Origin of the sequence: Dyadobacter sp., assembly GCF_039919315.1 — a bacterium.
Classification (GTDB): Bacteria; Bacteroidota; Bacteroidia; order Cytophagales; family Spirosomataceae; genus Dyadobacter.
The window spans coordinates 48,785-63,213 of record NZ_JBDSFX010000067.1 but is presented as its reverse complement, the minus strand read 5'-3'; the positions used below and the strand labels follow the sequence as shown (position 1 = coordinate 63,213).

Here is a 14,429-nt window from a genome sequence, read left to right as displayed (position 1 = left end):
GGAAGGGGCAAGTTTTTGAAGCTCGATGTCTGAATGATAGCTTACTCTTCGGTAGCGGAGTGAGGTATCTGCTTCCTGTAAATACCTGGCGTACGGCCGGTCACCTTTTTAAATGTCCGTGTAAAATGCGACAAGCTTTCAAATCCCGTCAAAACAGCAATTTCAGAGATGGAGGCGCGGCTGGTTGCCATCACATGGACGGCCCGTTCTATGCGTGTTTCGGAAATGAACGATAGCGGTCGCATACCGGTATGCTTTTCAAACAAACGGGAGAAATACTCTGAGTTCAGATTCGCCCTTTCTGCCAGCAATTTTACATTCAGGGGTAAATGCAGGTTGACATACACAAATCGCATGGCTTCAAGGATTTTGGCAGGAATGATCCTTTCTTCCCTGGCCTGAAATATTTCAGGAACGGTAAAGCGGGACAAAAGCTGAAAAAGTATGCCCTGGGTTTCCAGAAAGTCGGAAATTTTCTGATAGTTGTTAAGTTCCTGATATTCTTTATAGTAGATATTTTTCTCGTAGACCTGGGGATTATCGGAACGATTGATCCCCCGGCCTGGATTGATGTCGACCAGCCGCCGGAAGTTTACCAGATCGATCACGCTGGCTTTTACCTTGTGGATCAGACGAACATTTGAAAATAAAGACGTGCCGTCGGCAGATTCTTCAAAAAACTGTACAAAGTATTGGCTCAAATGACTTTCACAAACCAGATTGCAAAGGGTGTAAGCAGGTATAATGTAGAGGTAGTCCGCTTCGAGCTTCAAGGTTTTGGATATGTCAGAAATCTTCCCTTCACCCGCATCAATGTAGTAGATGCGATGGTATGGGCTAATTACGTTTTTGTAATTCCATCTCGAATCCAGTTTGACGTAGTCGGTATTGAGCAGCGATAGGGTATGCTTAAGAAACCGTTTATTCATTATTCATGAGAAAATGTAGCTAAAAATAGTAAAAATCTGTTTTAGGCAAAAAAAAGTCTGTTTTAGTCCAATTTTTGAAAACAGAGGAGACTAGTTTTGACCATGTTTTTCTATGGTCATTTTAGTGAAACTTGACGCTACTAATTTTGAAGGATGGCGGATATGAGGGGGCCTGGAGTTCAATGGAAAAAGGTAACAGTTTAACAGATGGAGCAAAGAGGTAAGGCCGGTTTCAGGCGTTTTTGTAAAACAATGGAGCTTCGTAATGACCTGGCGTTGATAGAATCCTACAAAAAGGTACACGAAAAAGGGGCTGCCTGGCGTGAGATTACTCAGGGAATGAAAGAGGTTGGGATTCTGGATATGGAAATATATCTGTTGGGAACCCAACTATTTATGATCATGGACACCATAGAGGATTTTGACCATGAAAATGCCATGGCCGAACTCTCTAAAAAACCGCGACAAAGTGAATGGGAGCAATATGTAGCCCAATTTCAAGCGACCAGTACGCAAGCGACGGCCGATCAGAAATGGCATCTGATGGAGCAGATTTACAAAATGGAATAAAAGTAAAACAATGAAACAGAATAGGTTTAAAAGCATGATCGGATTTCAAACGAAGGCTAGCAGAACAGGATTGTTGATTATAATGCTAGCGATGCAATGGGCAGGTAGCTGCCTTGCGCAGTCCAACGCACCCAAACCATTTGGACCGGTACCCAGCAAAAATCAGTTAAAATGGCAGGAAATGGAGTATTATGCCTTCATTCACTTGTCAACCAACACATTCACTGATCAGGAATGGGGTTACGGGGAAGATGATTCGAAAATTTTCAACCCGGCAAAGCTGGATTGCCGTCAATGGGCGCGCGTTTGTAAAGCGGCTGGCATGAAGGGGATTATACTGACGGCCAAACACCATTCCGGGTTCTGTTTGTGGCCGTCGAAATACACGGAGTACTCGGTTAAGAATTCGCTGTGGAAAGGCGGAAAAGGGGACATCGTGCGTGAGCTGGCAGACGCATGCAGGGAATATGGATTGAAAATGGGTTTATACCTGTCGCCTTGGGACCGTAACTATGCCGATTACGGAAAACCTGAGTACATCACCTATTTCCGGAACCAGCTTACTGAATTACTCACCAACTATGGCGACGTTTTTGAAGTTTGGTTTGATGGTGCCAATGGTGGTTCGGGCTACTATGGAGGGGCGAAAGAAATACGCAAGATTGATGCTAAAACCTACTATGACTGGTCGAATACCTACAAGCTGATCCGTAAACTGCAGCCCAATATCGTCATCTGGAATGATGGGGGCGATCGGGCCGATCTTCGCTGGGTAGGGACAGAAGGTGGTTATGTGGGAGAGAAGAATTGGAGTTTATTGAATGCGACCGGCGATGTGAGCTGGGATATGTTGCATCATGGTTTGGAAAACGGTAATTCCTGGGTGCCTGGCGAGGTCAATACATCGATCCGTCCGGGGTGGTTTTACCATGAATCGGAAGACAGCCGGGTAAAGACGCTGCCGCACTTACTGAAAACTTATTATAGTTCCTTTGGCCGGAACGGAACACTGTTACTGAATTTTCCGGTCGACAGAAGGGGTTTAATTCACGAAACCGATGAAAAGGCAGTAGTGGAACTGGCTGATGCCGTTAAAAAGGCTTTTGCGGTAAACCTCGCGTCAAGTAAGAGAGTGAGTGCGTCCAACACGCGTGGTAATGCCAAAGAATTTGGGGCAGACAAAGCCCTGGATGGCAAAAAAGATACTTACTGGGCTACGGATGAGTCGGTCAGGTCGGCCTCACTGACTATTGATTTTGGTCAACCTACGACGTTTAACCGCTTCCTGGTGCAGGAATACATTGCGCTCGGACAGCGTGTAAAAGCTTTTAGCGTTGAAGCAAAAATAGGAGATCAGTGGAAGATGCTGGCTAGTCAGACGACGATAGGCTACAAGCGGATCCTGGTCCTGCCTACTACACAAGCAACACAGCTGCGCTTCACGGTCAATGATGCCAAAAGCTGCCCGCTGATTTCCAATATTGGCGTCTACAATGCGCCACAGGTGCTTACTGCACCATCCGTGACCAGGAATGTGGCCGGCGAGGTGACCATTAAAGCGGCCGATAGCGAATCTGATATCTTTTACACCATTGATGGTAGTTTGCCCACCAAAGAGTCTTTACATTACAGCGCTCCGGTTCCAACTAAGGGAAAAGTGCATTTGCAGGCGATTGCTTATGACCGGCAATCAAAACAGAGCAGTCCCGTATCAACTGAGATATTTGACGTTATTCGCAAAACCTGGAAAGTTCTTGGTGTGACCGATGAAAAAGTGTCGGCTGTCATTGATGGAGATCCGGGTACTGCGTGGTACCAGCCGCGGGATCAGAAGATGCCTCTGGATCTGGTCATCGATCTGGGTAGAGAGGAGACGTTGACCGGTTTCAGATATCTTCCAGGACAGGAAAGCACTGCGGGGATTATTTCGCATTTTCGGTTCTTTGTTTCCAATGATGGCAAGCAGTGGCATATAGTGTCGGAAGGGGAATTTTCCAACATTAAAAATAATCCATTGTGGCAGACAAAAAGTTTTGAAGAGCAAAAGGCTCGCTATATCAAGTTGCAAGCCACGCAGAATACGCAGGAGAATGATGGAGCCGGCTATGGAGAGCTGGATGTGATCACGCGCTAACTATCTAGAATGGTGAGACGATTGAGGTTACCGGAGTGCTTAAGGTCGATCATGCTGATTTTACTGATGCATGCCCCTTTCATATCAGTGGGGCAGGAGCATCGGTTTGTCCATATCGATGCCCGCAATGGTCTGTCGCATGGCCATGTAACGGCCATATACCGCGATGAAACAGGCTTCCTCTGGGTCGGCACGGAATCAGGCCTCAACCGTTTTGATGGCTACAACATTAAGGTCTTCCGTAACGATGCATCTGACTCTACATCACTATTTTACGATTACATTGCAGGGTTGTTTAAAATGCCAGATGGCAAAATGGGCGTTATTACTTCCGTAGGCCCCTGCCTGTATGATCCTGCAAAGGAAACCTTTTCGGGCCCTTCTCAGGGTTTTATGGCTTATTCAATTAGTAACCCTTCCAATCTTAAAACCGTTGTAACGGATAATAAGGGAAACTTTTGGTTTATCATTCACAACGAAGGACTGATCTGCTACAATGAAAAAAGCAGAAAGGCGATTTTTATAAAACATTCAGATCGCGACAGTACTTCCATTGTCAGTAACAATGTCACATCGATTGTGCCACATGCAGATGGTACGTATTGGGTGGCCCATTCCAATGGGATGGTCGAAAATATCACGCTTGGAAAGCAATCTGTGAAGGTGATCAAAAGGCTGAATTTTTTTAATGACCGCAGGCTTACTAAGAACGATTATTTGCAGTGTGAGCTCACGTGTGATAGTGACGGGGATATCTGGGTGTATCCCACGAATTACGACATGGGGGTGGCTTATTTGAATTGGGGGCAAAGCAAGATAAACCATCTTGGGAAGACTTTTGGGAGCCCTAGGCTCAGTTCTAACATGATCACTCGTGTGGTTGGGGATAATAGGGGAGATATTTGGATTTCTAACGGCCAAAACGGTATCGACGTACTGGATAAGAAAAAGCTGTCGGTGACGAATATGTCGCATTCTGCGGAGAACGACCATACGCTGAGCCATAACGCAGTTACCACCATGCTCAAAGACAGCGATGGGATAATCTGGGCCGGGACCTACAAAGGCGGGTTGAATTATTTTCACAAAGACATCATGCGCTTTCCGCTCCTCAACCGGTATTCGAAGCCATACGGGCTGCCATTTGATGATATCAACGCGTTTGTTGAGGATCGCAAGGGTAATCTCTGGCTTGGAACAAATGGCGGAGGACTGATATACTTCGACCGGCGTACCGGGAAATTCACAACTTACCGGCACGATCCCAGCAATTCGCAGAGCCTGGCTAACGATGTGATCGTCAGTTTGTGCCTCGACCATCAAAATCAATTATGGATAGGTACTTTTTTGGGAGGATTGAATTGTTTTGACGGACAAAAGTTTACCCGGTACCAGCATGCTCCTGCACAACCCCAAAGCCTGTCAGGAAGAAGCGTGTGGGAAATATTTGAGGATTCGCAACAGCGACTTTGGATCGGCACCCTCGACGGCGGACTTTGCCTGTTTGATCGAAATACAAAAAACTTCACGAAGTACACTCACCCGGCGCAACGTGCGCTTTACTCGGCTTATATCCCTACCATCTTCGAGGATTCCCGCGCTAATATTTGGTTTGGAACACCCAATGGAATAGATGTACTGATAAAAACGTCCGGGGAGATCGTCCACTATGAAACAGAAAAGAACAATCCCAAATCCATTGGCAGCAACGACATTTTAGGTATTCTGGAAGATTCAAAAGGACGGATCTGGATCGGGACCCGCGGTGGGCTAAGTGTATTGGAAAGGAAATCGAATACATTTAGCAACTATACCGAAAAGCAGGGCCTTCCTCACAATGCCATTCTGTCGATGGTGGAAGACACAGACGGACGGCTCTGGCTGGGCACGCCTAACGGACTTTCATCCGCAACCATTTCATCAGACAAAAATGGTTTGAAGGTGAGTTTCAGTAATTATTCTGAAATCGATGGGTTACAAGGCAAGCAATTCAACGAAGATGCTGCGCTTCGGACGCGCAGTGGCGAGCTGATATTTGGCGGTGCCAATGGGTTTAACATATTCAGGCCAGGCGATTTGGGTAAGAACCGGATTGTCCCCCGGCTGGCACTCACTGATTTTCAACTGTTTAATCGCAGCATTATTCCCGCGCATCCGGCCGAAGGCAAGTTCAGTTTGGCTGCCTCGATCACAACAAATCCGCCCATTATGCTCCGAGCGAGTGACAATGTCTTTTCCATTGAATTTGCTGCACTGAGCTTTATCCAGCCTTCCAAGAATCAATACAAGTACAAACTGGAAGGGTTTAATGAAGATTGGCTGGTCACTAATGCAGGCAACCGGAGAGTTACCTTCACCAATCTTGATGCGGGCGACTATGTTTTTCGTGTGATTGCGTCAAACAACGATGGGGTTTGGAATGAAGATGGAATAGCGTTGCAGGTCAAAGTGCTTCCGCCTTTCTGGAAATCGCCGACCGCGTATTTTTTGTATGTGCTGGCCATAGTCTTGCTTATGCTGGTCATTCGTAAGCTGATACAGGAAAGGGAAAGGATGAAATTCGCAATCAGGCAGACGAATGAAGAGGCAAAGCGTTCGCGGGAGCTAGATATCTTGAAGACGAAGTTTTTCACGAATGTGAGCCACGAGCTGCGAACACCTCTTTCCCTTATCCTCGCCCCGGTTGAAAAGCTCAGTGAAAAAGCCACCGATATTCACGAACGCAGACAGTTTGATCTGATTCAAAGAAATGGTCGGAGATTACTGAACCTAGTCAATCAGTTGCTCGACTTTCGGAAGCTTGAAGAGAAGGAAATCCGGTTTCAGCCTTCGGACGGCGACATTATCCTGTTCATTAAAGATACGGTCTACTCATTCTCCGATCTTTCTGATAAAAAAGAAATCAGGCTAACCTTTAATTCCAATGTCCTGGCGCTGGAAACGATCTTTGATCACGATAAGCTTGAAAAGATCTTGTTTAACCTGCTATCAAACGCCATTAAATTTACGCTGGGACCTGGTGAGGTATCCGTAACGGTGGACGTTCAGCAGACCAGGGAAGACAAGATGGTAGAGATCAGGGTCAAGGACACGGGTATTGGGATTCCCTCTGAAAAACACGAGTTGATCTTCGAGCGATTTTTTCAGAATGATTTGCCGAATTCGATCATTAACCAAGGGAGTGGTATTGGACTTGCCATTACCAAGGAATTCATCCGGATTCATGGTGGCTCGATTCGCGTAGAAAGTGAAGTCGGGCAGGGTAGCTGTTTTATTGTGATGCTGTCATTGAAGACGCCGGGTAGGACGTTGTATGAAGTAGTGAACGAACCAGTCGCGGCTGCTGTGTCCGATATCAGAATTCAAACCGATCATGGATTGACAGGTAAACCACTTATTTTGATCGTTGAGGATAATGAAGATTTTCGGTTCTATCTGAAAGACAATCTGAAACATTCGTATTCGGTGATTGAAGCTTCTACGGGCGAGGAAGGCTGGAACAAGACACTGGATCAAAAACCCCGCCTGATCGTGACAGACATTATGATGCCCGGGCTGAATGGCCTCGACTTTTGTAAAATGGTAAAATCAGACGAGCGAGTGGCCCATACACCCGTTATTTTACTCACCGCGCGATCCGAAGATGAACAGCGTCTGGAAGGATTTGAAGCGGGGGCCGATGAATATATTAGCAAGCCATTCAACTTTCAAGTGCTGGAATCCAGGATTAAAAACCTTATTTCGTCTCGGCAGGACCTGCACGCCCTTTTTGCGCCGAAGAATGGAATTAAGGCAAGTGAAATTCAGATCACCTCATTGGATCAACTGTTTCTTAAGGAAATGGTTCAGGTAATTGAGAAACACATTTCAAATGCCGAATTCAGTGTTACTGATCTGGCGCGTGAATTGGGTGTGAGCCGTTCGCAATTTTTCAAAAGGGTTCAGACGCTCACAGGTAAATCCCCACTGGAAGTAATGCGGTTGATCAGGCTGCAGCATGCGGCCCAACTCCTGGAAAAAAGTCAGCTTTCCGTTTCTGAAATTGCCTACCAAGTCGGCTTTAACAATCCTAAATATTTTACACGCTACTTCAAGGAAGAGTATCACACCCTACCTTCCGCCTATGCCGGTGGTAAACGAGGAACAGCGTAAACCGGCAACGTACCGATCAGGACAATTTTCACCATCATTTGGGATGTTTTATCCCGTTTCCCAAGAATCAGTTTCCCTACTTTTGGGCCACTCATTCTTTGATGCCCCATGAAAAGAAAACTAACAATACTTCTCTGCCTCGAAGTGTTTTCCTATGTATTGCTTTCTGCATTGATCAGTTGGCTGACCGCTTTACTCTGCAACTTATTTTGAGGCGAGGTGCTTGCCTTTACGTTTTTTCTAAATGCTGTTTTGACCCCGCCGTTACATGATCTCTGCCTTAGCGAACATCGCATCGCGCAACGCTGATGATCGCAATGGGTCGTCATCTCCGTATTACAAAATCAAGTTTAATTGAGATAAAATATGTACTGATTTTGTTCATTTGGATCATTTGCGGACTTTTTATCACTTTAATTAGGACTAATTCGTACCATCCCAAAGCACGCTGACCGCATACCTTTGGGGCCAAGTGATTCCCCTATGTAAGGCGCTGTAAAGGTAAGCGCGTGCCAGCGCAGGTCTGTCATAGGATAAAGGAATCCGTTTTTAAATCGCACAGTGTACCGAATTAAGACAAAATCAATGATGAAAAAAATTTACAGATGCTTCTGTGTTACTGCGCTTATTTTGTTTTCGTGCATCATGGCTTATGCGCAACGGCAACAGGTGTCAGGAACGGTTAAAAGTGAAACGGGAAGCCCCATGCCCGGCGTGACCATTCTATTGAAAGGAACAACGATGGGAGTCTCCACGGATCCGGACGGAAAGTTTGTTATTCAGGCAGCGCCTGAGGATGTTCTTAAAATATCCTTTATCGGGTATCTGCCGGATCAAATTACTGTGGGAAATAAGACCCGTTTTGACATCACAATTCAGCCGGACATTGCCACGCTTTCAGAAGTCGTGGTGATCGGGTATGGTGAATCAAAAAGAAAAGATGTTACTGGTTCCATTTCTTCCGTCTCCGGTGCTGAAATCCGGAAAACGAACCCTGTCACCTTCGATCAGGCATTACAGGGGAAAGTGGCAGGTATGGTAGTGCAGCAGGTATCGGGGCAACCTGGCGGAGGCGTTTCGGTGCAGATCAGAGGGATATCTTCCTTTGGGGGCGGAGGACCGTTATATGTGATCGACGGTGTGATTTTAAGCGGCGCAAGTTCGATGGGTGCAGGTACTAATCCGTTGGCGGCGATTAATCCGTCAGAAATTGAATCGGTGGACGTGTTGAAAGACGCATCCGCTACCGCTATTTACGGCTCACAGGCTACGAATGGAGTAGTTATCATTACCACAAAACGAGGCGCAGTAACACCTCCACGCATCTCCTACGACTTCTATACAGGTTTCCAACAGTTGCCCAAGCGAATTCCTACTATGAATTTGCGGGAATACGCCACTTTTATCAATGACAGAAATGCCGGTTTGGGCTGGGGATTTGATAAACGGCCTGAATTGGCTAATCCTCAATACCTCGGCGAGGGTACCAACTGGCAGAAGGAGCTATTTAAAAATGCGCCGATGACTAACCACACCGTTACTATCAACGGCGGTGATGTCAGAACGCAGTACCTGTTCTCAGGTTCGTATTTCAAGCAGGAAGGGATTGCTACGGGCTCTAATTTCAGAAGAATATCCGTTAGATTGAACCTCGACAACAAGACGACCAGTTGGTTGAAGATTGGTACCAGTCTGCAACTCGCGAATATCCGGGAGAATGTAAATGCAACCAGTTCAAACGTAATTAATTCGGCACTCAGCCAAACTCCCGACATCGCGGTGAGGAATGCGGACGGCAGCTGGGGCGGTGCGTATAACCCTAACGGTTGGGTGAACAGTACCATTAACCCATTTGCTGTGGCGACGATCAACAAAGATCAGGCAAACAGAAATCAGTTGTTTGGAAATGCCTATGCTGAGATAACATTCAGCAAATCGTTGACATTGAGAAATGAGGTAACAGGAAGCCTCTCAATGGGTACAGAGGATAAATTTAATCCAAGCTACACCATGGGGCTCGTGAAAAACAATAGCAATAGCGGATCCTATAAGTACAATCAAAACATTTATACCACGGTAAGAAACTACCTTACCTACTCACATTTGTTCAGTGATAAATACAATACAAATCTAATGGTGGGACACGAGGCCCAGCTAAGCAAAGGTGAAAGCGTAGAGGCAGGCCGCAATAATTTTCCGTCCAACAATGTGCAGGTTATCAGCAGCGGTGATCCAACTTCTGCTACTAACTTAGGTTCGAAAAGTCAGAACGCGCAGGAATCGTACTTTGGCCGGTTGAACCTGGGATTGTTTGATAAATACCTGATAACCGCAAACGTCCGGGCCGACGGTTCTTCCAGATTTGCTGCCGGAAACCAGTGGGTAACTACCTATTCGGGTGCGGTAGCCTGGAAGATTCAAAATGAGGATTTTATGAAAAACTTCAAAGATATCAATGAATTGAAGCTGCGGATAGGTTATGGTCTAACGAATAATCAAAACGTCAGGGACTACGCATATACCTCTACGTTAGCCACTGTTGCTACCGGTTTGTCGGGTATTTCCCAGCTCACTGAAAACATTGGAAACCCCTATGTGGAATGGGAAAAAACGAAATACAGCAATATCGGTCTCGACGGTGCATTGTTTTCATGGCGTATCAACTTCTCCGTCGATTTTTATAATCGAAAAACAGATGGGCTTTTAATGCAAATTCCATTGCCATTTTACTCAGGAACAGCTGTCGGCTGGTCTCCCGGAGCATTGGATGCGCCTTACGTAAACGTAGGAACGATCAGTAACAAAGGATTTGACTTTAAAATAAGCTCTACAAACATTCAGGGGAAGTCATTTACGTGGAAAACCGATCTGACGGTATCACGTAACATCAATAAAGTATTAAAGCTGAACACCGATGGCGCATCATTAGTAGGATGGCCATATAGCCAGACAGTTGTAGGAAACTCGATCGGACAATTCTATGGATACAAAGCAGACGGCGTTTTTGCAAAAAAGGAGGATTTTGAAACCCACGCGTTGCCGACTAAGAACGGGGCCCCTTTACCCGTCGCCGCGGCGGGAGGTAGCATCTGGTATGGCGACCTCAAATTTAAGGACATCAATGGCGATGGGACGATCGATGAGCGCGATCAAACCTATCTCGGATCGCCCATTCCAAAGCTGCAATTGGGTTTGAATAATTCATTATCCTACAAGAAATTTGATCTGAACGTATTTTTAACCGGCAATTACGGTAATAAAGTATTCAATCAAATGCGCATGACGGGCGAGTACCCGGGGACAAGCTTCGGCTATCTTAAAGCGCTTAGCAACTACGCGAAACTTGCTTTGATTGATCCCACCAAACCGGATTCTGACATCAACAACGTATATGTGGTTAATCCTGAAACTGATATTCCAGGCATCAGAAATGACAATACCAACGGAAATAACAGGGCCTCCGACAAATACGTCGAGGATGGATCCTTTATCAGATTTAAGACCATTTCGCTAGGGTATTCGCTTTCAGACAAACTGCTGGAAAAAGCGCACATTCACTCACTGCGGGTTTATGTAAACGTATCCAATGCATTCCTGATCACCAAGTACAAAGGAATGGATCCGGAAATTGGCTCGTGGAACCCGCTGAATGCAGGGTATGACAGTGGTTTTTATCCGCAACCGCGTGTGTTTACCGTAGGCGCAAGTCTGCAGTTAACCAAGTAATGCTTTCAGAATATATGCAAAGCTGGCTAATACTTGTCCGGTGATCATACTTCATGTGATATACATTTAAAAATATTGAGAAATGAAAATAAAGAACAAAATAGCGACAGCCCTGCTTTTCGTTGCCGTTTTCACAACCGGATGCAGTGATGACTTTCTGGATCGTCCTCCTTTGTCGCAGATAAGCGCTGATAACTTCTATCAGACTACCAACGACCTGAGACTGGCAACGGCTGCCCTATACGGTGGTAAGCCGTGGGCTGAATGGAATTATAACTGCTACTTGCCTATTGGTGAAGTGCTCAGCGGTAATATGGCCCTGAATTATTGGGGGGACGCTGTCCAGCTGCATACTTTTTCGGTCACTGGAAGCAATGAAATTATGATTGCGAACTGGAAAGCCATGTACAAGATCATTGCACATTGCAATGTTACCATTAAAGCAATTCAGGAAAAGGCACCAGCTTCCATTCCTGAAAAAGACCGGAATGCAGCGATTGCGGAAGCAAAGTTCTTACGGGCATTTGCTTATTATAATCTGGCCCTGCTTTGGAGAGATGTACCCATTATAGAAGATAATACAGAGCTTATCAATTCTCCGTTAGTGCCCCGCAATACGGTCAATGACGTTTTCCAGTTTGTTGTGAATGATCTCCTTTTTGCAGCGAAAAACCTTCCCCTGAAAGACGCCGGAAGGGTGTCGACATGGTCTGCACAAGGTATGTTGGGCAAAGTATATCTGACCTGGGCAGGGTTGGAGGCAAAAGGCAATGGCCCACGCAACCAGGCACTTCTTGACAGTGCCAAACTCCATGCTGGTAACGTCTGCAAACAAAGCGGGTTGTCGTTGCTGCCCAACTATGCAGATCTTTTCAAAACGAAGTTTAACGATAATCAGGAATCCTTATTTGCACTGCAATGGGCTGCGGGAACTGGGTGGCTGGAAGGAAACATGTTGCAAATTTATTCACCGGGTGGTAATGAGATTTCGGCCGCTGGTCAGTCGGGTTGGTATGGGATAGCTCCTACTTACGATCTCTATAAGCAGTATGCGGCGGAAGACTCAATCAGACGTAAGGCCACTATGATGCTTAAAGGCGACTATTACGCTGAGCTGAATGCGGCAGGAGGAGGTTACAAATTTACCGGTAACGCAGGTTTGAAAAAGCACATCATTGGTACAAGGGTAGACAACAGTGCGCCTACGATGACATTGACATCTTCTATTGAGCACAATGCATTGTTAAGGCTTGCCGAAGTGTATTTAACCTATGCAGAAGCTGTGATGGGCAACAATGCCTCGACAACCAATGCGGATGCGCTGCTCTATTTCAACAAAGTGCGTGTCAGGGCCGGTCTTGTTCCGGTAACATCCCTGGATGCTGAAACCTTGTTCAAGGAAAGAAGAGTTGAATTGGCAGCCGAAGGGCATTTTTGGGGAGATTTGGTTAGGCTTTCTTATTACAACGAACCAAAGGCTATCAAAAGGCTTAATGAACAGGAACGGATCCTGTTTAACTACGATGGTGCCGTGGTAACAAAAGGTAGTACACTCGCCAGTGTTACACCTGCCAACACCACTACATTCAAATTACCGATACCCTCACCGGAGGTGACGGCTAATCCCAAATTGTTAGAAGCTCCCGTACCTTACTCGTTTTAAAAACTTAGAGAAATGAAAAAAATCATATATAACAGAATTTGTTTTCTTCTGTTTTGCAGCATTGCTGCGGCTTCACTGCTACTGTCTGCATGTGAGAAGGATGAAGTGGGTGCACCTCCGGTTATCACTGAAATACGAAATTATGCAGCATCGCCCAGCGACAGCCTGGTGGAGACACTCAGGGCTGGACAATGGGTGGTGGTGCTCGGGAAGAATCTGGGAGAGATTTCACAGGTCAACTTCGGCAGCAGACCGGCCACCATTAATGCGACTTTAATTACAGACCAAAGCATTGTGGTGCAGGTTCCTTCGATTCCGTTTGATTCTGTGGCACGGGAAAAAGTGAATGTGGTGACAGTAGTGAATAGCGCTGGTTCAACTTCGTTCACCATCAACATTACCGGTCCGCCTATTATTTCCCGTGTGAGGAATTATGCTACTGCACCGAAGGATACGGCTACCAGCATCATTGTACCCGGTCAGTCGATCAACATCGTTGGATATAATCTCAAAAACGCCCTCAAAATAGCATTTCAGGGAGTCAATGCCGATTTGGCCGGAGCTGTTTACACCGATTCGAGTGTAATCGTGAAGGTTCCCGGCAATTTTTCCGGCGCGGATCCTTTGCTGGCGAATAAAATCACTTATGGCACAGCAGTCGACACCATCAATTATTCCATCCGCATTTTTGACCCGGCAATCCTGGTATATTATAAAGACCCCATATTTACCTTACTCACCGGGGGAATTGGTAAAGAAAAAACCTGGGTGCTGGATATTGACGCAAAAGGTGCTTCAACGAAATTCAAAGGCCCATTGTATTTCTCGGGTGTCGATTATGGCTGGGATAATCAATGTACCAAAACAGGAGGGGATTGCTGGCTGTACGATCCAAATTATGAAAGTTGGATGGGTGCGGCCCAGGATTACGGCACGATGACATTAGGCCTAAGAAGCGGGACAGCCGAGCCTGTCGCAAAGGTGAACCAAAAAGGGATAACCAAAAGTGGGACATTCCAGGGCAGTTACTTTTTTGATGTCAAAACAAAGACCATATCTTTCATTGATGTCGTCCCGCTTAATACGGGGAGGGACCAGGTTTGGTCGAAGGCATATGTCATCAACCTCAAGGAGGACAGGATGCAACTGGGTTTCAAGGATCCGAACAAGGCGGAATTGGCAATTCATAACTATATCCGGAAGTAATGATAAGGCTGGCAACGGCCGGTAACAGGTCTGACTCTCCTCCAATAAA

The 14,429-nt window shown here is 46.0% G+C and carries 7 protein-coding genes; 6 read left to right on the top strand and 1 reads right to left on the bottom strand.

The window, feature by feature from the left end; translation table 11 throughout:
• Positions 1–41: 41 nt before the first annotated feature.
• Positions 42–929 carry an AraC family transcriptional regulator gene (locus ABIO93_RS18525; RefSeq protein WP_348070315.1) on the bottom strand — a complete coding sequence of 296 codons (888 nt, stop codon included), beginning with the start codon at positions 927–929 and terminating at the stop codon, positions 42–44.
• 207 nt (positions 930–1,136) lie between these two features.
• Between ABIO93_RS18525 and ABIO93_RS18520 the strand changes: the two genes are divergently transcribed.
• The 6 genes from ABIO93_RS18520 to ABIO93_RS18495 all read left to right on the top strand — a co-directional run bounded on the left by ABIO93_RS18520 (position 1,137) and on the right by ABIO93_RS18495 (position 14,380).
• Positions 1,137–1,499, top strand: coding sequence for an L-rhamnose mutarotase (locus ABIO93_RS18520; RefSeq protein ID WP_348070313.1), 363 nt, complete (start codon positions 1,137–1,139; stop codon positions 1,497–1,499).
• A 10-nt stretch (positions 1,500–1,509) separates the two neighbouring features.
• Complete coding sequence (locus ABIO93_RS18515) at positions 1,510–3,633, top strand: alpha-L-fucosidase (RefSeq protein WP_348070311.1); 2,124 nt, start codon at positions 1,510–1,512, stop codon at positions 3,631–3,633.
• A gap of 51 nt (positions 3,634–3,684) precedes the next feature.
• Entirely contained in the window at positions 3,685–7,785 is a 4,101-nt protein-coding gene (locus ABIO93_RS18510; RefSeq protein ID WP_348070309.1) for a two-component regulator propeller domain-containing protein, read from the top strand.
• 585 nt (positions 7,786–8,370) lie between these two features.
• Positions 8,371–11,511: a TonB-dependent receptor gene (locus tag ABIO93_RS18505; RefSeq protein WP_348070307.1), complete on the top strand. Its 3,141-nt coding sequence runs from the start codon at positions 8,371–8,373 to the stop codon at positions 11,509–11,511.
• Between the two features lie 82 nt (positions 11,512–11,593).
• A complete protein-coding gene (locus ABIO93_RS18500; protein ID WP_348070305.1) occupies positions 11,594–13,174 on the top strand; it encodes a RagB/SusD family nutrient uptake outer membrane protein in 1,581 nt (526 codons plus the stop codon).
• Positions 13,175–13,186: 12 nt separating this feature from the next.
• Complete coding sequence (locus tag ABIO93_RS18495; RefSeq protein ID WP_348070303.1) at positions 13,187–14,380, top strand: hypothetical protein; 1,194 nt, start codon at positions 13,187–13,189, stop codon at positions 14,378–14,380.
• The last annotated feature ends 49 nt before the right edge of the window (positions 14,381–14,429 follow it).